Source organism: Rhizobium sp. GN54, from assembly GCF_021026345.1.
Taxonomy (GTDB): domain Bacteria; phylum Pseudomonadota; class Alphaproteobacteria; order Rhizobiales; family Rhizobiaceae; genus Mycoplana.
The window spans coordinates 118,909-138,371 of record NZ_JAJNCZ010000004.1 but is presented as its reverse complement, the minus strand read 5'-3'; the positions used below and the strand labels follow the sequence as shown (position 1 = coordinate 138,371).

At 65.6% G+C, this 19,463-nt stretch carries 18 protein-coding genes; 3 read left to right on the top strand and 15 right to left on the bottom strand.

What is annotated here, in order from left to right; translation table 11 throughout:
* The first annotated feature begins 52 nt into the window (after positions 1-52).
* Positions 53-943, top strand: coding sequence for a LysR family transcriptional regulator (locus tag LQK81_RS12720; RefSeq protein WP_230806681.1), 891 nt, complete (start codon positions 53-55; stop codon positions 941-943).
* Positions 944-1,035: 92 nt separating this feature from the next.
* Here LQK81_RS12720 and LQK81_RS12715 read toward each other — a convergent pair whose 3' ends face one another.
* From LQK81_RS12715 to LQK81_RS12705, 3 genes are all read right to left on the bottom strand, one after another.
* Positions 1,036-1,653, bottom strand: coding sequence for a TerC family protein (locus tag LQK81_RS12715; RefSeq protein ID WP_230806680.1), 618 nt, complete (start codon positions 1,651-1,653; stop codon positions 1,036-1,038).
* Positions 1,654-1,983: 330 nt separating this feature from the next.
* Entirely contained in the window at positions 1,984-4,185 is a 2,202-nt protein-coding gene (locus LQK81_RS12710; protein WP_230806678.1) for a xanthine dehydrogenase family protein molybdopterin-binding subunit, read from the bottom strand.
* A gap of 11 nt (positions 4,186-4,196) precedes the next feature.
* On the bottom strand, positions 4,197-4,664 hold the full coding sequence (locus LQK81_RS12705) for a (2Fe-2S)-binding protein (protein WP_230806676.1): 468 nt from the start codon (positions 4,662-4,664) through the stop codon (positions 4,197-4,199).
* A 503-nt stretch (positions 4,665-5,167) separates the two neighbouring features.
* Here LQK81_RS12705 and LQK81_RS12700 point away from each other — a divergent pair.
* Positions 5,168-5,554, top strand: a complete 387-nt coding sequence (locus tag LQK81_RS12700) for a c-type cytochrome (RefSeq protein ID WP_230806675.1) — start codon at positions 5,168-5,170, stop codon at positions 5,552-5,554.
* 70 nt (positions 5,555-5,624) lie between these two features.
* Here the strand turns inward: LQK81_RS12700 and LQK81_RS12695 are convergent, their stop codons facing one another.
* The 7 genes from LQK81_RS12695 to LQK81_RS12665 all read right to left on the bottom strand — a co-directional run bounded on the left by LQK81_RS12695 (position 5,625) and on the right by LQK81_RS12665 (position 13,340).
* Entirely contained in the window at positions 5,625-6,335 is a 711-nt protein-coding gene (locus LQK81_RS12695; protein ID WP_442967123.1) for a class II aldolase/adducin family protein, read from the bottom strand.
* A complete protein-coding gene (locus LQK81_RS12690; RefSeq protein WP_230806673.1) occupies positions 6,326-7,780 on the bottom strand; it encodes a carbohydrate kinase in 1,455 nt (484 codons plus the stop codon). Before LQK81_RS12690 ends, LQK81_RS12695 begins: the two co-directional genes overlap by 10 nt.
* A 61-nt stretch (positions 7,781-7,841) precedes the next feature.
* Positions 7,842-8,690, bottom strand: coding sequence for a sugar phosphate isomerase/epimerase family protein (locus LQK81_RS12685; RefSeq protein WP_230806672.1), 849 nt, complete (start codon positions 8,688-8,690; stop codon positions 7,842-7,844).
* Positions 8,691-8,701: 11 nt separating this feature from the next.
* Positions 8,702-9,688: an ABC transporter permease gene (locus LQK81_RS12680; protein WP_230806671.1), complete on the bottom strand. Its 987-nt coding sequence runs from the start codon at positions 9,686-9,688 to the stop codon at positions 8,702-8,704.
* Positions 9,685-10,716: an ABC transporter permease gene (locus tag LQK81_RS12675; RefSeq protein ID WP_230806670.1), complete on the bottom strand. Its 1,032-nt coding sequence runs from the start codon at positions 10,714-10,716 to the stop codon at positions 9,685-9,687. Before LQK81_RS12675 ends, LQK81_RS12680 begins: the two co-directional genes overlap by 4 nt.
* Positions 10,709-12,223 (bottom strand): sugar ABC transporter ATP-binding protein, encoded by a 1,515-nt coding sequence (locus LQK81_RS12670; RefSeq protein WP_230806669.1) that lies wholly within the window; start codon positions 12,221-12,223, stop codon positions 10,709-10,711. The genes LQK81_RS12675 and LQK81_RS12670 overlap by 8 nt, the downstream gene beginning before the upstream one ends.
* A gap of 133 nt (positions 12,224-12,356) precedes the next feature.
* The gene (locus LQK81_RS12665; RefSeq protein ID WP_230806668.1) at positions 12,357-13,340 is read right to left on the bottom strand and encodes a substrate-binding domain-containing protein; all 984 of its coding nucleotides are present in this window, start codon (positions 13,338-13,340) and stop codon (positions 12,357-12,359) included.
* Between the two features lie 237 nt (positions 13,341-13,577).
* Between LQK81_RS12665 and LQK81_RS12660 the strand changes: the two genes are divergently transcribed.
* A complete protein-coding gene (locus LQK81_RS12660; RefSeq protein WP_230806667.1) occupies positions 13,578-14,642 on the top strand; it encodes a LacI family DNA-binding transcriptional regulator in 1,065 nt (354 codons plus the stop codon).
* Between the two features lie 4 nt (positions 14,643-14,646).
* Here the strand turns inward: LQK81_RS12660 and LQK81_RS12655 are convergent, their stop codons facing one another.
* The 5 genes from LQK81_RS12655 to LQK81_RS12635 all read right to left on the bottom strand — a co-directional run bounded on the left by LQK81_RS12655 (position 14,647) and on the right by LQK81_RS12635 (position 19,438).
* Positions 14,647-15,390 carry an SDR family NAD(P)-dependent oxidoreductase gene (locus LQK81_RS12655; RefSeq protein WP_230806666.1) on the bottom strand — a complete coding sequence of 248 codons (744 nt, stop codon included), beginning with the start codon at positions 15,388-15,390 and terminating at the stop codon, positions 14,647-14,649.
* 18 nt (positions 15,391-15,408) lie between these two features.
* Positions 15,409-16,497 (bottom strand): glycerol dehydrogenase, encoded by a 1,089-nt coding sequence (locus LQK81_RS12650; RefSeq protein WP_230806665.1) that lies wholly within the window; start codon positions 16,495-16,497, stop codon positions 15,409-15,411.
* Positions 16,488-17,261 (bottom strand): SDR family NAD(P)-dependent oxidoreductase, encoded by a 774-nt coding sequence (locus tag LQK81_RS12645; RefSeq protein ID WP_230806664.1) that lies wholly within the window; start codon positions 17,259-17,261, stop codon positions 16,488-16,490. Before LQK81_RS12645 ends, LQK81_RS12650 begins: the two co-directional genes overlap by 10 nt.
* Before the next feature lie 141 nt (positions 17,262-17,402).
* A complete protein-coding gene (locus tag LQK81_RS12640; protein WP_230806663.1) occupies positions 17,403-17,939 on the bottom strand; it encodes an HAD family hydrolase in 537 nt (178 codons plus the stop codon).
* Positions 17,936-19,438 (bottom strand): xylulokinase, encoded by a 1,503-nt coding sequence (locus LQK81_RS12635; protein WP_230806662.1) that lies wholly within the window; start codon positions 19,436-19,438, stop codon positions 17,936-17,938. Before LQK81_RS12635 ends, LQK81_RS12640 begins: the two co-directional genes overlap by 4 nt.
* Positions 19,439-19,463: the final 25 nt, after the last annotated feature.

The following is a 19,463-nucleotide window of genomic DNA, read 5'->3' as shown; positions in this document are numbered from 1 at the left end:
GACCGTCTTTTAGATGCTAAATTGCGCATGGACATATCTTATGGATTCATGAATGAAGCGAGATGAACTCGGCGACCTCGTCGCCTTCCTGGCGGTCGCAGACGAGCGCAGCTTCACCCGCGCAGCGGCACAGCTCGGCACGTCGCAGTCGGCGCTCAGTCACACCGTCCGCCGGCTCGAGGAGCGCATGGGCGTCCGGCTGCTGACCAGGACGACGCGCAACGTCGTTCCGACGGAAGCCGGGGAGCAGCTGGCCGAGACCCTGCGTCCGGCCTTCAACGACATTCGAGGCCGGATCGACGCCCTGAGCGCCATGCGCCAGCGGCCGGGCGGCACGATCCGCATCACCTCCAGCCGCCACGCCGCCGAAACGATCCTGATGCCCGCGGTCAAGGCGCTGATGGTGGAGTACCCGGAGATCAATGTCGAGGTCTCGATCGAGCAAAGGCTTGTCGATCTTGTCGCCGAGCGCTTCGACGCGGGCGTGCGGTTGGGCGAGCGCGTCGAAAAGGACATGATCGCCGTCAGGATCGGCCCCGAACTGCGCATGGTCGTCGCCGGCTCCCCGGCCTATTTCGAGCGGCATCCGAAACCGGTCACCCCGCACGACCTGACGCAACACCGCTGCATCAACCTGCGCATGCCGACGCTAGGCGGTCTCTATGCCTGGGAATTCGAGCGTGACGGCCGCCCGCTGAACGTGCGCGTCGAAGGGCAGTTCGTCTGCAACGACGTCCCGATGATCATCGACGCGGCCGTCGACGGACTGGGCCTGACCTGCCTGCCAGACGATCATCTCCAGCCGCTTCTGGACGAGGGCAAGCTGATCCCGGTCCTTCAGGACTGGTCACCGCCCTTTCCCGGCTATCACCTCTATTACCCCAGCCGAAGACTGGCATCACCGGCATTCGCGCTGCTGGTAGACGCCCTGCGCTATCGCTAGGATCGCGGCCGCCGAGCGCGACCGGTCAACGTTCCGGCCGATAGAGCGACGCCCCGTTCCCCGGGCGTCGCATCGTCAGGGTATGGAATTGGCTAGAGGGCCGCGACCAGATGCGGCCACACCTCGATCGAGCCGCGGTAGATCATGTGCAGGGCGACGTAGAGGATGAGCGCCAGGCCGATATAGGCGATCCAGTGGTAGCGGTTGAGGAGGCGCGCAATGAAGTTTGCCGCAATGCCCATCATCGCGATCGAAAGGGCCAGTCCGATGACGAGAACGGTCGGATGTTCGCGGGCCGCACCGGCAACCGCCAGCACGTTGTCGAGCGACATCGATACGTCCGCGATGACGATCTGGGTCGCCGCCTGGAGAAACGTCTTCTTGTGCGCAACGACGCCGTTGCCTTCCTGCTGGTCCATGCCTGCGGCAGCACGAAGCTCGCGCCACATCTTCCAGCAGACCCAAAGCAGCAGAATGCCGCCGGCCAGAAGCAGGCCGATGATATCGAGCAACTGAACGGTGACGCTGGCGAGCGCGATGCGCAGGACGGTCGCCGCAAGGATACCGACGAGAATGGCCTTCCTTCGCTGCTCGAGCGGCAATCCGGCAGCCGCCAGGCCGATGACCACCGCGTTGTCGCCGGCGAGCACCAGATCGATCATGATGACCTGCAGGAGGGCCAGGAAACCGGCCGATGTGAAAATTTCCATGATTTGCGCCTCGTGGTGAAATACCGGCCGGGAGCAATAGGCGCGCCGCCGAACCCACGCAAGTGAGCTTCTGCCACACTCTCGGCCAATATGAGCGGCGCGACCGGGCGGCCACTGCGATTTCCCGCGGCACCGGAAGAAGCGCATCGCGCGCCCGCAGTAGCTCGGGATGAACCGGCGATGCCTGGCAATTCACCTAGGAGAATGGGCTGCCTTGGCGTGACGGCCGATGAACAGCCTCCAAGCCGGAGGCTGCAGGCGTCCGCCCGAAAACCGGATGCACCGGATCGCAGTCCCGCAAGGACGGCGATCCGGTGCTCTATGGACCGGTCAACTGCCGGAGGTGAGGTCGAAATCCGCCAGCGGCAGGTTCCTGATCCGCTTTCCCGTCGCGGCAAAGACGGCGTTCAGCACCGCCGGCCCGGCAACCGCGATCGTCGGCTCGCCGACGCCGCCCCAGAAGCCGCCGGACGGCATCGGGATCACCTCGACGACGGGCATGTCTTCGAGCCGCATGACGTTGTAGGTGTCGAAGTTGGTTTGCTCGATCCGCCCGTTGGCGACGGTGCAGGCGCCATAAAGCACCGCCGACAGCCCGTAGGCGAACGAACCGGAGACCTGCGCCTCGACCTGCTGCGGATTGACAACGTGGCCGGGATCGGTCGCCGCGACGATCCGATGTACCCTCAGCCGCCCTTCGGTGACCGAAACCTCCGCGGCGGCGGCGACATAGCTGCCGAAGCCCATGATCTGGGCGATGCCGCGGTGAATGCCTTCCGGCGGCGCGGTTTCCCAGCCGATCCAGCTCGCCGCTGCCTCGAGAACGGCCAGATGCTTCGGATTGCTCGCCATCAGCTTGCGGCGAAACGCCAGCGGATCCTGCCCGGCGGCATGGGCCATCTCGTCGATGAAGCATTCCATGTAGACCGCGTTCTGGTTGAGGTTCACCCCCCGCCAGTATCCCGGCCTGATATGCGGATTGCGCATCGCGAAATCGATCAGCAAGTTGGGGAAGCTGTAGGCCAGCGTTCCCTCGGTTCCCTCGGCAACGAGCCCCTGGAAGATGACGGGGTCGCCGTTCTCGGTCATCGCCGCAGGGCGGACGGAGGCCGTGATCGACTGGCCGGCGATTCGCATGTGCAGCGCCTCGACGTTTCCGTCGTCGTCAAGCGCTGCGCGCAGCCGGCAATGGGTGACGGGGTGGAAGCGCCCCTGCGCCATGTCCTCTTCGCGGGTCCACATCATCTTCACCGGCGTCCCCGGCACCTGCCTGGCGATATTGACCGCCATGCGAATGTAGTCCGTCTGCAGGCGCCGACCGAAGCTGCCGCCGATGCGCATCGTGTGGATCTCGCAGTTCTCCGGCGCCAGACCGGCCGCGTCGGCGACGGCGCTCAGCGCCGCCTCCGCCACCTGCGTCGGCCCCCAGACGTCGCACCGCTCCGGCGACCAGCGGACGGTCGCGCAGAGAACCTCCATCGGCGCATGGTTCTGGAAGGGAAAGCTGTAGTCGGCTTCGACCACCCGGCCCGACGCCGCCAGCACGGCTGCGGCGTCTCCGGCCCGGTTTCCGACGAAGCCGGTCTCGGCCGAAAGCCCTTCGCGGATGTACGCCGAAATGCTCGCGGAAGAGACCTGGGCGTTCTCTCCCTCGTCCCACACGACCGGCAGGCTCTCCAGAGCGGTCTTCGCCCGCCAGAATGTGTCGGCGACGACGGCGACCGTCTCGTCGTCGACGCGCAGCACATGCTTCACGCCGCGCATGCCGTTCACCGCCGCGGCATCGAAACTGACGAGCTTGCCGCCATGCACCGGACAGGCCATGGGAACGGCCACCAGCATGTCCGGCATCGTGTAGTCCATGCCGTAGACAAGGGAGCCGTCGAGCTTGTCCATCGTATCGAGACGCTTCACCGGCTGGCCGGCGATCGTCCAGTCCTTCGGGTCCTTCAACGCGATTTCGGTGGGCGCGGTCTGGCGCGCGGCCGCCTCCGCCATCGCACCATAGGTGGTCGAGCGGCCGCTTGCCGCGTGCGTGATCGTACCCTTGCTGACGCTGCATTCCGATGCAGGCACACCCCAGATGTCGGCCGCCGCCTGAACAAGCATCATCCGGGCGGCAGCACCCCCCATGCGCACATAGTCGTGCGAGCCGCGGATGGCGCGGGATCCGCCGGTGGACATGTCCTGCCACACCCGGTCCCGGCGCTGGTTTTCGCCGGGCTTCACCAGTTCGAAGCGGACGCGGTCCCAGTCGCATTCCAGTTCCTCGGCGACGAGCTGCGCAAGGCCGGTGAGCGACCCCTGCCCCATCTCCGCCCGCGCAATGCGGATGATGACGGTCTCGTCCGGTTGGATCACGACCCAGGCATTCACTTCCGGGGTCGCGCTCTGGGCAAAGGCCTCGCCGGCTTCCGGCACGGTGAAGCCGAGCGTGAAGGCGCCCGCAGTCGCCGCCGCCGAGACGAGAAAGCCGCGTCGGGAGAGCGCGAGGCTGCCGCGGGCCGAAGGGATGTCTTGATGATGCTGCATCGTCGGCCTCCTCAACCGCGGTCTGTGGACATGCGTTCGGCCGCCAGCTTCACGCCGGCGAGAACGCGCGGATAGGTGCCGCAACGACAGATGTTGGTGATCTCGGCCCTGATGTCGTCGTCGCTCGGATCGGGATTCTGCGCCAGCAGCGATGCGGCGGTCATGATCATGCCCACCTGGCAATAGCCGCATTGCGCCACATCCAGCTCCGCCCAGGCCTGCTGGACGGGATGCGGCTTCTCCGTGCCCAAAGCCTCGATCGTCACGATCTTCTGGTCGGGCGTCATTGCGTTGACGGGCATGGCGCAGGACCGCGTCGCCACGCCGTCGATATGCACCGTACACGCGCCGCATTGCGCCACGCCGCAGCCGTACTTCGTTCCGGTCAGGCCGAGATGCTCGCGGATCACCCACAGAAGCGGTGTATCCTCTTCGACGTCGACATCGACGTCCGCCCCGTTGACGTTCAGCTTCGCCATGATGAATCTCCCGTACTGGTCAATTTCCAAATACAGGATGAATAATCGAAGATATCCTCAAATTTATGTGAGAATATATTACTTGACGATCGTCATAATTGACTAATACCCTCAAGTATCACTTGCCAAAATCGCCACGATAAGCAAAGGATTTCAAATAAATATTAGACTATACTGAAGATGCATACCTAAATCCTTGCCGCATCCAGACATTCGCAAGGGGAATTGTACAGGATCAGGTTATCACCGAGGCAGCGGCGCGATTACCCCCGTCAGATCGAATGGCTTTATGCGCGACGTTCATGAATGGCCCGGAGCGATGGCGATGATGTGGCTGTCACGGCCACGACAGGGACGGCTGGTTATGAACGACGCGCATAGGCCTATCCGGTTTCACGGTCCTTATCGGCGCGCCTCGTCCGAACTATCTCCTGACGACCTGTTCCTCACCGGTAGCCAGGCCGCTGCCGCGCATTCCTGTCCCATCATCATCGGAGAAATTCATGCACTGTCTACGCGTTGCCCTGCTTTCCGCAGCAATTGCCGCTCCCGTCCTGATATCCGGGGGCGCACAGGCACAGGATGCCACCGCCGGCGAACGCCTCTTTCGCCAGCGGTGCGGCTCCTGTCATTCGGTCCAGGAGGGGCAGAACCGGGTCGGCCCCCATCTCTTCGGCGTCATCGGCAGGCCGGCTGCAAGCGTCGAGGGCGCCCGCTACTCCCCGGCCCTTCGCGACTCCGGGCTGACATGGGACGCAGCGCAGATCGAGACGTACATCACCAACCCGCGCAAACTGGTGCCGAGAACCACCATGTCGGTCTCGGTGCCGAATGCGTCGGACCGCGCCGGCATCGTCGCCTATCTGCAGAGCCTGACGGCATCCGATTGAACCGACGGCGTCGAGCGTCCGCGACGCGGGCGCTCGAACCTGCGGCAGCGAGCCGAATGCAGGCGACCCGTCATTCCGGCGGCCTGGCTCTCGGGCGGGCGATGTCGTTGGAGCCTTCGGCCTCCGGCCCGTGGCCGTAGCTCATGCGCTTCATCTGCGCGATCACCCGCTCCATCTCGTCGTCCGGCAGGATTGGCGGCTCGCCGAGGGTCAGCGCCTGCACATACATGCGCGACAGCGTCTCCACCTCGATCGCAAGCCACAATGCATGCTCCAGCGTCTTGCCGAGCGAGATCTGGCCGTGCTGGCCGAGCAGGCAGGCAAGCCGGCCGTCCAGCGCCTTCAGCGCCGCATCCGAAAGTGCTTGCGTGCCGAACGTGGCATAGTCGGCGCAGCGGATCGTCGTGCCGCCGGCAACCCCGGTCATGTAGTGGAAGCTCGGGATCGTCCGATGATGGCAGGCGAGCGTCGTCGCATAGATGGAATGGCAGTGCAGCACGACGTCGATATCGGTCCGGTTCTTCAGGATATCGCGGTGGAAGCGCCATTCCGACGAGGGGCGGTGGCCGGCATAGGTGCCGTCGAAATCCATCTCCACCAGATCCTCCGGCGTCATCGTGTCGTAGGGCATGGAGGAGGGCGTGATGAGGAAGCCGGTGCCGGTGCGCACGGAAAGATTGCCGGCTGTGCCCTGGTTGATGCCGCTCGAATTCATCCGGCGGCAGGTTTCCAGCATCTGGCGACGCAGGGTGGCGATATCGGTGGTGTCGGTCATGTCCATGCCTTTCGGGACGATACGGAAGTGGAATAATGGCGGTGGGCCGCTTCGCGCCAGCGCGCGCGATAGGCGTCGAGCAGGGCCGCAGCACCGGGAAGCGGATCGGGACGCTGCAGCGCCAGGCTGTCGCGCGCCCGGCTCGTGCCATGGGAAGCAAGCAGCGCGGTGCCGGTCGCAACGCCGTAGGCGTCGAGGTTGAAGAGCGTCTCGCCGCCAGCCCGGAACGCGGCGACCAGCCGCGCGTAGAGCGGCTCGCGCAGATAGCTGCCGTCGAGCACGGCGCGGTCCTTCGCCTGGAGCGCGTCGAGGCATTCCACGGTCAGGAGCGCCATGTAGAGGGTCGCGAGCGCCTTGCGCTCGGCTGCCGTTTCCGGCGGTGGCCCGACGATCTCGCCGCGTCCGGCGCTGCCCGGAAAGAAGCCGTCGTCGGCGCCGAAGGTCGGCAGCGCCATGGTGCCGCGCTCGACGAGGCGAAGCGCCAGGGCGGGGTCGACTGCTGCGCTGTCCGTCTCGCCGGCCACATGGGTAAATTCCCGCCCGCCCATCGTCAGCGCGCCGGCGACGGGGTTGCCGAAGACGTCGCTGTTGATCGTCATGCCGCTTTCCTCCCGCACGCTGTCGAGCGGGGTTGCGGCGCTCATGCCGACGATCCAGGTGCCGGTGGAAACCACTGCCGCATCGGCAAGGCCCGCGGCCTGGTAGCGGTAGAAATTGGCGCTGCTGTCGTGGATGCCGGTCAGAACCCGCAAGCCGGTCGGCAGGCCGAAACGGGCGGCAAGCGCGGGGCGCACCGTGCCGAGGCTCGCCCAGGCAGGAACGAACCTGGGCATCAGCCGCTGCCAGCCGCGCACGGTGACGATCGGCGCCGGGCAAGAATCCGGCGTATTCCAGAGATGGGATTGCGCACCGAGGCTCGTCGCTTCCGCCGCGGCAACACCCGTCAGCCTGAAGGCCCAGTATTGCGGCGAGCAGAGAAGCCAGCGGGCGCCGGCAAAGCGCTCCGGCTCGGCGATCTCCATCCACAGCAACTGCCGGGCCTGATGGGTCGCCCCGTGCATGATCGTGCTGCCGCGGTCGCGGAAGGAGCCGGCCAGCGGCCGATAGGCACGGCCGATCGCCTCGGGCAGCGGCTGTTCGTAGTCGATCATCGGCAACGCCACGCCGCCCCCGTCGTCCGGATCCGGCCCGACGAGCACCGCGCCGGAGCCATGGCCGGTGGCCACGAAGGTATCGATCGGATGGCGGCGGGAAAGGGTCGCAAGGCCGTCGAGGACCCAGTCGCCGGTCCCTGCGAGATCGTGGTGACGCCAGGGCGGGCCAGACAGCACGGCATTGGTGACAGAGAGCGTCTCCGCGACCACGCCGTCTCGCGTGACGGCACTGAGCTTGATATTGGTCTTGCCGATATCGAGCACGGCAACGCTCGCGGCGGACGCATCAGCGGACACGGTACACTCCCCTCCTGCGCCGCATTCCCGACCCCGGGAATGCGGGCTTTCGACAACCTGATCAGATCAGACCGTACTGCTCGGCCTTGTTGCGCAGGAAGGGCAGGCCGTTGCCCATCACCTCCTCCATGTCGCGGGCGACGGGACGCCAGACGGCAAGGCCGTAGGCCACTTCCGGCGGCATGTTGATGAAGCTCTCCATCGCAAGCCCGCCCTTGAAGCCGATCGCGGCCAGCGCCGCATAGATCGCATCCCAGGGAATGTTGCCATAGCCCGGCGTGCCGCGGTCGCTCTCGGAGAGGTGGATGTATTTCAGGTGATCGCGGGCGACCAGGATGCCGTTGGCAGCACCCTTTTCCTCGATGTTCATGTGGTAGGTGTCGAGGTGGACGAAGATATTGTCGGCACCGACGCGCTCCACCATGTCGACCGCCTGCTGGGCCGAATTGATCAGGTGGTTCTCGTAGCGGTTCACGGCCTCGACGCCGAGCTCGATATTGTACTGCCTGGCATGCTTCGAGGCCGCCTCGAGCACTTTAGCGATGTTGTCGTATTCGCCCTGCGTCGGCGGAACTCCGGTGCGCTCGCCGATGCCGCCGAAGATGACGCCGGACAGCGCCTCCGCCCCCATTTCCGCGGTCTTGTCGATCGCGACCTTCAGGTGCTCGATCGCCGCATCCGGGCGGACGGAGGCCCAGGCGTGTTCGGGCAGCCCGAGCGAGCAGACGGCGCGCAGCCTGTTCTTCTCCAGCAGGTCGCGCGTGTGCTTCGTATCGACGGCGGGTGCGTTCAAAAGCGCGATCTCGATGAAGTCCATCTTGTAATGCACAGCCCCGGCAATCGCCTTCTCGGCGCCTGCCCGGTCCCAGTTCATGGTCCACATGCTGGTGTGAACGCCGAAACCTTCCATGGTCGTTTCTCCTATTTCACGATTTTGACGAACGTTGCCGAGAACCACCGGAGCACCATCACGACGATGAGCAGGATGCCCCAGACGGCGGTGGTCAGATGCTGGTTGGCGCCGAGCAGGTTGAGCCCCGAGGACAGAAGCTGCAGCACGACGAGCGCCACGAAGACGGGCAGGACACGACCGAAGCCGCCGAACGGATTGATGCCGCCGAGGAAGCAGGCGAGCACGGTGATCAGCAGATAGGATTCGCCGTGTCCGACACGCACCGAGTTGAAACGGGCGAGCATGATGATGCCGGCAATCGCCGCCATCACGCCCGACAGCACATAGACCAGCACCAGCACCTTGCGCGTGTTGATGCCGGAATAGCGGGCGGATTCGATGTTGGAGCCGATCATGTAGGTGGAAAAACCAAGCTTCGAGCGTGACAGCAGGATATGGCAGACGATCACGCAGGCGATCAGGATCAGAAGCGGCACTGGGATACCGAAGATGCTGCCGTGGCCGATCGGAGAAACGAAGGCTGGAAAGCCCGAGATATCGCCGCCACGCGTCAGGAATTCGCCGAGGCCGCGCAGGAAGATCATCATCGACAGCGACACGAGGATCGGATGCGCCCGGGTAAAGGCGATCACGAGGCCCATCACGAGGCCGCTGGCGCCGCCGACCGCCAACGCCAGAACCGAGCCGAGCAGGAAGGCGGCGGGCCCGGCATCGGCGCCGCCATTGGTCTGCAGCGTCCAGGCGAGCGTCAGGCCGGCGATGTTGGCGGTAAACGTGATCGCGAGATTGAGGCCGCCGGTCAGGATCGGCAGCAGCATCGCGAGCGTCAGGATGCCGAGCTCGGGCAGCTGGAACGCCACCGACCCGAAGGTCGCGCCCGTCAGGAACTGCGGCGAGGCGAAGCCGAAGAAGATCAGCACGGCGGCGAGCGCCGCGAAGGGACCGGCCATGTCGGCCCCGAAGATGGCGTTGAAGCGGGCGGCGAGCGCATTCATCGGCTCTCTCCCCTTGCTGCGGCTTCGCCATCCGCCGGTTTGCGGGGAGCAAGTATCGGCACGAGCTTTTCGATGCGGGCGCTCGAAAGCGTGATCGCGGCGAGGATGATGGCGCCGACGATCATCTTGAAGGCGAAGGGCGAGACGCCCATCAGGTTCAGCCCGTTCTGGGTGATGGAGACGAGCAGCACGCCGAGCACGCAGCCGAGCACCGAGCCCTTGCCGCCGCCAAGCCGGGCGCCGCCGAGCACCACGGCGGCGAGCACGTCGAGCTCACGGCCATAGAGCGCGTTCGGCACGACCTCCTGGGCGTAATGCGCCTGCATCAGGCCGGCGATGCCCGCCATCAGACCGAGCCAGCCGAAGGCGATGAACTGCATGGCGCCGATGTTGATGCCGAAGCGGCGTGCACCTTCCGGGTTGTCGCCGAAGGCATAGAGCTGGCGGCCGGTCGTCGTGCGGCTGATGAACAGCCAGGTAGCAAGCACGCAGATGGCCATGACGACGACCGGAAGGGTGATCTCGGCCCAGCTGCCATCGGCCATCTCGCGTTCGTAGACGATGACGCGCGTCGTCAGCCAGTCGGGCAGGTTGTAGATTGACACCCCCTTGGTGAAGAACATCAGGAGGCCGAAATAGATGTTGAAGGTGGCGATCGTCACGACGATCGAGATGATGCGGAAACGGTGGATCAGGAAGGCGTTGATCGCGCCGAGAAAAATGCCCGCGCTGCCGGCGATGAGAAGGCCCGAGACCCAGCCGCCTCCACCGATGCGCTCCAGCGCCAGCGCGGTGACGTATTGCACCACCGAGGCTGCGACCGCAAACGAGATGTCGATGCCGCCGGCGATCAGCACCACCAGCAGACCGACGGCAAAGATGATGTTGACGGCGCTGATATTGAGAAGGTCGAAGGCATTGCCGAGCGTCAGGAAGCGATCGGTGGCGAACCCGAGGAAGACGCTCATCGCCACGATGACGCCGATCAGCACGAATTCGGTCGTGTGGGACAGGAATAGCTTACGCATAGACCGAAGCCTCCAGGTCCTTCAGCGTGCTGGCGCGCGGATCGTACACACCGGCGATACGGCCCTTTTCCATGTGGATGACCCGGTCCGCGTTGAAATAGACCTCCGGCACCTCGTCCGAGATCAGGATGATCGAAAGCCCCGCCTCGGCCAGCCGCGCGACGATCTCGAAGATGCCGGCCCGGGCGCCGACGTCGACGCCGACGGTGGGGGAATCGAGGATCAGCACCTTCGGATCAGTGGCGAGCCATTTGGCGATCGCCACCCGCTGCTGGTTGCCGCCCGAAAGGGTCGAGATCGCATCGTCCTGCCGGCCGATCTTGACGCCGAGGTCGGCGATCCAGCGCGAGACGAGCGAGCGCTTCTTTTCCGTCGAGATCAGCCGGCCGCTCAGGATACGGTTGAGCGAGGCCATGACCAGATTGTCGGCGATGGACTGCGGCTGGTTGAGGCCGAGCGACAGCCGGTCCTCCGAGAGATAGGCCACCCCGGCTGCGATTGCCTCGCGGTTGGAGGCAAAGCGCACCGGCCTGCCGGATAGCGTGACAGTGCCGGAGGCGGGCCGGCGCATACCGAACAGCGTCAGCGCCAGCTCGGTGCGCCCCGAGCCGAGCAGCCCGGTGATCCCAAGCGTTTCGCCGCGGTGCAGGTCGAAAGAGATGTCGCTGAATTCGCCGGGGCGGGAGAGATTGCTGGCCGACAGCACGACGGAACTGCCTGAGACATCGCGGGCGCGGGTATTCTGGTCGAAGGTGCGGCCGGTCATCAGTTCGGTGATCTTCGACTGCGTCATGCCTTCCACGGGATAGACGCCGACCAGCGCACCGTCGCGAAGCACGGTGATGCGCGAGGAGATTTCCAGCACCTCGGCGAGGCGATGGCTGACGAAGACCACCGCGACGCCGGAGGCCGAGAGATTGCGAACGATCGCCAGCAGGTGGTCGGTCTCCGATTGGGTCAGCGAGGCCGTCGGCTCGTCCATGAAGACGACGCGCGCCTCCCCGACCAGTGCCCGGGCGATCGCCACGATCTGGCGCTGGGCGATGGCATAGTCCTTGAGCGGCCTGTCGACGTCGAGGCTGACGCCGAGCCGGGCCAGCGCTTCCTCGGCAACGCTGCGGATGGTGGCATAGTTGACGGGACGCGGGCGCGCGCCCGACAGGGTCTGGAAGGCGATATTCTCGGCGACGCTCATTTCCGGAAACAGCGCGAGGTCCTGCCAGATGATCTGGATACCGCGCGCCTGCGCCATGCCGGGCGTCATGTGCGGTATGCTCTCGCCGTCGAAGACGATCTCGGCGCCGGCCGCCGGCGTGTAGACACCTGATATCACCTTGATCAGCGTGCTCTTTCCGCTGCCGTTCTCGCCGGCCAGGCAATGGACCTCGCCGGGCATCACCTCGAAGGACACGTTCTTCAGAGCTCTGACCCCGCCGAATGTCATGTTGATGCCGCGGAGCGAAAGGAGCGGCCGGGCGTTTGCGCCCTCATCCGTTGCGGTGCTCATGTCGGTTGCCTGCCAGTCCGAAATTGCGGCCAAGGTTACGGGACGTCATTGGCTCCGGCCTCGGCCGGAAACCTCCGGTTCGCGAGTGGCAGGCCGGTCGCAAGGACCGGCCCGTCACCCGGGAGGGGGCCTCTCAGAGGCCCATGGCGGCCAGTTCGTCGACCGTATCCTTGTTGATGGGGAGAAGCTGGTCGACGATGATGTCGTTGCCGACCGGCTTGATCACGCCAAGACCCACGATGTCGTCGCCTTCCTTGATGCTCTCGCCCTTCATCATGCGATCGGCGAGGGTGACGAAGACTTCACCGGCCTGCTTCGGATTCCACATGAAGCCGCCGGAAATCGCATCCGACTTGATGAGCTTCTGGCCCTGTCCGGGCGAGAACGGGCCGAGCACGAAGATCTCGCCGGTCTTGCGACGCTCCTCCACGGCGCGGCCGGCGCCGATCGGACCCTGGCTGCCGAAGGCGAGGAAGCCCTTGAGGTCCGGATGGGCGGCGATCAGGTCGAGTGCCGTGGAGCGGCTCTTGTCCACGTCCTCGGCAACGCCGTAGCGCTCGCCGACCAGTTTCATGTCCGGATGGTTCGCCTTGAGATATTCGATGGCGGCATCGGCCCAGGCATTGTGCAGCGGCACCGTCAGCGAACCGACGAAGACGGCATATTCGCCCTTGCCACCCGTCTTTTCGGCCAGAAGCTTGGCATGGGCTTCGCCGAAGCCGGTGGACGAGGCGAGTTCGAAATTCCAGTCGGCGCCCTTCTGGGCGGGCGATTCATGGGTGATGACCTTGATGCCGGCGGCCTGGGCCTTGGAGAGCACCGGTTCGAGCACCTTGGCGTCGTTCGGGACCACGCCGATGACCTTGACGCCCTGGGCGATCAGGTCCTCGATGGCGCGCACCTGCAGCGCCGGATCGGCGCTGGTCGGACCGATCATGAAGGCGTCGACGCCGATCTTCTGGCCCTGTTCCTTGATGCCGGCCTCCATCGCATTGAACCACGGGATGCCGCCGATCTTCACGACCACACCGACCTTCCCGGTATCCTGGGCAAACGCAACCACCGCACCGGCGAGCGACAGCGATGCGGCAAGCGCCACGACAACAAGCTTCCTCATGTTCACTCCTCCTCCAAGCTCGCATCGGCGAGCGACCGGCCGCGCAGCGGCAGGTTCTACTGGTTGCTCCTTGGCCAGGGGTATCCCTTGCCTCCCGTTCCGCCTCCTCCGGCGAACCATCCTGCACAATCGGTCTTTCTTTTTTGCACAATCGATGGTGCAATGACTATCGACCAAGCCGGGGCTTTTCGTCAAGGGGGATTTGTCCCTAAGGAAGCACCGATCGAAGGGGCGGAAATGACAGAGGTTGGAAAGAAGAAGGCGACGATCTACGATCTGTCGGTTTTATCCGGCAGTTCGCCATCCACCGTCAGCGCCGTCCTGAACGGAAGCTGGCGCAAGCGGCGCATCAAGGAGGCGACGGCCAAGCTGATCCAGGACCTTGCCGACCAGCACGGCTATACGGCAAACCTGCAGGCGCGAGGCCTGCGTTCCTCGCGTTCCGGCCTCGTCGGCCTGCTCCTGCCGGTCTATGACAACCGCTATTTCTCATCGATGGCGCAGACCTTCGAGGCCCTGGTGCGAAGCCGTGGCCAGTGCCCCGTCGTCGTCAGCGCCTGCCGCGATCCCGAGGAGGAGCGCCAGGTCGTCGAGACCCTGATCTCCTATTCGATCGACGAGCTCTTCATTGCCGGCGCGACCGACCCGGACGGCGTGCACGCGGTCTGCGAGAAGGCCGGGCTCCGGCATGTGAACATCGATCTTCCCGGCACGAAGGCGCCGTCGGTCATCAGCGACAATTTCGAAGGTGCGCGCATGCTGACGGAGGCGATCATCGAGCATGCACGGAAGGACGGCCCGGTCGCGCCGGAGGAGATCTACCTCTTCGGCGGCCGCAACGATCACGCCAGCCGCGAACGCATCCGCGGATTTCGCGCGGTGAAGCGATCGATGCTGGGCGCGGATCCGGAGGCCTGCATCCAGCCGACCGGCTATTCACCCGCCATGACCGCCCGCGCCTTCGAGGCCTTCTACCAGGCCCATGGAAAGCTGCCGCGCGCCTTCTTCGTCAATTCCTCGATCAACCTCGAGGGCCTGCTGCGCTTTCTGGCGCAACACCCGCACGAGACCTTCGCCGACATCATCGTCGGCTGCTACGACTACGATCCCTTCGGCTCCTTCCTGCCGTTCCCGGTCTTCATGATCCGGCAGGACAGCGAGGCGATGATTGCGAAAGGCCTTGCCATCCTGGAGGCAAAGCGCGAGCCCGCGGCGACGCATCTCGTCCAACCCATGCTGGTGCCGCCGCGCACCGCGCTCAGCGGCCCGCTGGACACCCTGAAGGACGTGGACGACGGCTGAACCGTCAGCCGACGTGATAGCCGCCGTCCACCGGCAGGGTCACGCCCGTGACGAAGGCTGCGGCGGGCGAGCACAAAAACAGGATGGGACCGACCAGATCCTCGGTCGTACCCCAGCGCTTCAGCGCGGAACGCTCCGCGATCTTCTGTTCGCTCTCGTGCACCGACCAGAGCGGCTTCGTCATCTCGGTCCGGTGATAGCCGGGAGCGACCGCGTTCACGCGCACCCCGTCGCGTCCGTACTTGTGTGCAAGGGCCCGCGTCAGCCCGACGATGCCAGTCTTGCTCGCGGTGTAGGACGGAACGCTCTCGTCGGCGAGATAGCTGAGCATCGAGGCGAAGTTGACGATACTGCCGCCGCTCTCCTTGAGCAGCGGGAATGCGGCGCGCGACAGACGCATGGCGCTGTTGAGATTGACGTCCATGACATCGAGGAACACGTCCTCCTGCCACTCGCGGTCCGGCCGCGCGATGCCCTGGCAGTTGACCAGCACATCGAGCCGATCGAGCGAGCCGAAGAAGCTCTCCACGGCCGCACCGTCGCGGACGTCGAGACGCTCGAAGCGCAGCCCCTCGCGGGCGGCCTCCGACCGTGCGGCTTCAAGCCTGCTTTCGGAACTCCCCGTCGCGATCACCGTCGCGCCGGCCGCGGCAAAGCCCTCCGCCACGCTGAGGCCGATGCCGCTCGTTCCGCCCGAAATGACGACCGTCCTGCCGTGAAAGGCCGCATCGAACATGCTTCTGTCCATTTTTTCTCCTCCCGGTCCTCAGATAAGCGCCTTCAGGGCTGCGACGACCATCTCTTCCGTGACGCGCATGGGCTCGTTGTGAATGATCTCGCCGGGCCGGCAGGCGCGCCGGGCGACGGTCGCAAGCTTCGCCTCGGTCGCATCGACGATGCCGATGTCGGCAAGCCTGGTGGGCAGGCGAACGGAGGCGCAGAAGGCGCGGACCTTGTCGAATTCCGCCTCCGCGCCGTGGAGCTTGAGCCCGGCCAGAACGCCGATCGCGACCTTTTCGCCATGCAGGTGATGATGGACGTCGTCGAGTTCGCAGAGCCCGTGATGGATCGCATGCGCCGCAGCCACGCCCCCGGACTCGAAGCCGATGCCGGAGAGCAGGATGTTGGCCTCGACGACACGCTCGAGCGCGGGGCCGGCGTGTTTGGCGTCGCACTCGGCAAGTGCCGCGATACCGAATTCGAAAATCGTGTCGCGGCAGCTGCGCGCAATCTCGAAGGCGAGGCTCACGCCCGGCATCTTCATGCAGTTGAAGGCGCCGCTGCGCCGGCAGGACTCCGCCTCGTACCAGGTGGCGAGCGCGTCTCCGATGCCGGCGGCAAGGAACCGCGCCGGCGCGCTGGCGATCAGCGCAGTATCGACCAGCACGAGATCCGGGTTCCGCGGCAGGAACGTGTCATAGGCGACGGTGCCGTCATCATTGTAGACGACGGCAAGCGCGCTGCACGGCGCATCGGAAGCCGCGATCGTCGGGAAGACGATGACCGGCTTGCCGAGGTCGCGCGCGGCAGCCTTTGCCGTGTCGAGCGCCTTGCCGCCACCGACGCCGACAATCACGTCCGCTTCTGCGGCCTGCGCCGCCGCCACAAGCGCGGCGATCTGGCTTTCCGAGCATTCGCCGCCATGACGGATCAGTTCCGCATCGGCATGGCCGGAGAAAGCGGCGACGAGGTCGTTCTCGACGAGATCGAAGATCCCGCGGTCGACGAGGACAGCCGACCGCCGACCGAAGCCGGCCGCTTCGACACCGAGCGACTGGATGGCGCCGGCCTGCTGGATGTAGCGGCCGGGGAAGCGCGCGCCCCGGGCTGTGCCATTCTCGCCCCTCACCAGCATACGTAGCCCCCGTCGGCGAGAACGATCGACCCCGTCATCAGGCTGGAAGCCTCGCTTGCGAGGAACAGAATGACCGAGGCCACCTCGTCGGTGCGGCCGAGCCGGTTCATCGGCGTGCCGCCGACCCAGTGGCGATACATCTCCTCGTCCTCGTAGACGTATTTGTTCATTTCGGTATCGATGTAGGTCGGCGCCACCGAATTGACGCGAACGCCGCGCGCTCCCCATTCGGCCGCAAGCGATTTCGTCAGGTGATGCACCGCGGCCTTGGAGGCGTTGTAGTTCGCCTGTTCCTGCGGCCGGTTGACGATGAAGCCGGACATGGAGCCGACATTGACGATGCTGCCGGCGCCACGTTCCAGCATGGTCTTGCCGAAGGCGCGGCAGCACCAGAAGACGCCGTTGAGATTGACGTCGATCACCTTGTTCCAGACCTCGTCCGCCATGGTCTCGGCCGGATGGTTGCTGATCGCGATTCCGGCATTGTTGACGAGCACGTCGACCGTGCCGTGCCTTGCCACGATCGCATCGTGCACGGCCTGCACCCTTTCGGCATCGGTCACGTCCAGCACCTCGCTGTCGACCTTGTAGCCCTTTGCGCTCAGGTCCCTGACGGCCCCGGCCAGAAGATCGGCGTTCATGTCCGTCAGGACGACCGTCGCCCCGGCCTCCGCCAGCGCTTCGACGGCCGCGTAGCCGATGCCGCGCGCCGCCCCCGTCACGACGGCGATCTTGTCGGTGAGCTTGAACCTATCGAGATACATGAAGCGTTTCCTTTGCAAAGCGTCTCCGCAATCCGCCAAGACAATCGGATAGCGTCGTCAGAAGGTCGTGCGGATCGGCGAGAATGGTGCCGGCGGGAAAGACCAGATCGTTTCGGTGCGGCTCCGGCCAGCCGATCACCGTCATGCCCGCCGCAAGTCCGGCGATCGCGCCGGGCACGCTGTCCCGACGACGATGCAGTCGGAGGGCGCCAGCCCGAGCAGGTAGGCCGCCCGGAGATAGGGTTCGGCCTCCGGCTTGCCGTCGCGCACGTCGTTGCGTGAAACCGAGACGAGCCCCGGCCGCTGCAGCCCGACGGCCCTGAGATTGGCGTCGACCAGCATGCGGTCCGAGTTCGACACGATGGCCCAGGGGATCGCCCCATCCTGCAAGGCGTCGAGCGCGGCCTGCGCCCCCGGCCGCATCGCCAGTTCGGATGCCGCCGCCAGGTAGAACCCGTACTTGTCGCGGACATAGTCCTCGAACGAGGGCTTGAAGCCGGAAAGCCGTCCGAGCAGCGCGTGGCAGTCGGCGCCGGTCATGCCGGTGACCATGCCGGCAAGCCCTTCTGGCACGGCATGGCCGTGCAGGCGCAGCACCTCGGCCATCGCCTCGAAATGCGCAGGCTCGCTGTCCACCAGCGTACCGTCCATGTCGAAAAGCACGGCGACGCGGGTCATTGCGGCAACCTGTCGAGGTCGTCATAGAGCGCCTGGCTATGGGCATAGAGCCGTTCGAAGAAGACCTGCATCGGCCGGTAGATGTCGGCCCAGTGCGGATCCGGACTGATCTCCTCGTCGTAGGAGACATAGCAATCGGCGCCCTCCTCCACGCTGCCGAAGCGCCCGGTCGCCGTCGCCGCCATGATGGCGCAACCGACCAGGCCGCATTCCGGCTCGCTCGGCACCAGGATCGGAATGTCGTAGACGCTCGCCTTGATCTTCATCCAGAGCTTTGTCCTGGCGCCGCCGCCGGATGCGATGACGCGCTCCAGCGGCGCGCCGGAAATGCCGTCGAGAATGTTGATGTGGCGCTTGACGGCGAAGGCGACGCCTTCGAGCACGGCGCGGTGCATATGCGTCAGGCCGTGACCGGCGCCGATGCCGAAATACTGCGCGCGCGCATTGCGATGATCGCCGAGCCGCTCGCCCGCGAGATAGGGCATGAAGAACAGCCGCTCCGAGCCCGCCGGCGCTTCGGCCGCCTTGGCGACGATCTCCTCGTAGGAAAACTGCTTCTCGTGGAAGGCGCGCCGGGCCCAGCGCATCGCGTCGCCGCCGGATTCCAGCAGCATGAAGGCGCCCCAGTTGCCTTCGACCGTGCCGACATTGCAGACGGCGGGATCGAGCAGCGGCCGGCGCGCGATCGCCGTGATGATCGCCGAGGTTCCCATGACCTCCGACCCGACGCCGGGCCGGCAGACGCCGGATCCGAGCAACGCCACCGGATAGTCCGCTCCACCGACCAGAACCGGCGTACCCTCGCGCAAGCCGGTTTCCAGTGCTGCCTTCGTCGTGACGTGGCCCAGGATCTCGACGGGATTGCGCAGCGGGGCGAGCTTGCTTGCATCGAGCGCCAGAAGCCCCACCATCTTTTCGGACCACTGGCCGGTGCCGGGGTCCATCAGGAAGCTTGCGCCGCCGTCGTTGCGGTCCATCGCCACTTCGCCGGTCAGCCGCAGGTTGATGTAATCCTTCGGCATCAGCACCGCGGCGGCGGCCCGGTAGGCGACGGCATCGTTGTCGCGCAGCCATTGCAGCTTGAAGCCCGGCCAGGCCGGCGTCGGCGGATTGGCGCAATCGCCGAGATAGGACTGCGGCGGGTGGGCCGCCTCGAAGGCCGTCACATAGTCGACGGTGCGCTTGTCGTTCCACAAGGGCGCGGTCTCCCGCACCAGTTCGCCGCGATCGTCGACCAGCACGGTCCCGTGCATCTGGCCGCAGGCCGCAACGGCCGCCACGCGGCCCGCAGCTTGCGGCACCTGATCCAGCACCGCGCGGGTAGCGGCGACGACACCGTCCCACCAGTCACGGGGACGCTGCTCGGACCATCCGAATTGCGGCACGATCTGCTCGTGCTCCCGGCTCGCCACGGCGAGGATCTTGCCCCGGGTGTCCAGCAGCGCCGCGCGGACACTGCCCGTCCCGACATCGATTGCGAGAAAAAGCTCTTGTGACATGTCGATCGGTTCTGAATGGCCCGCC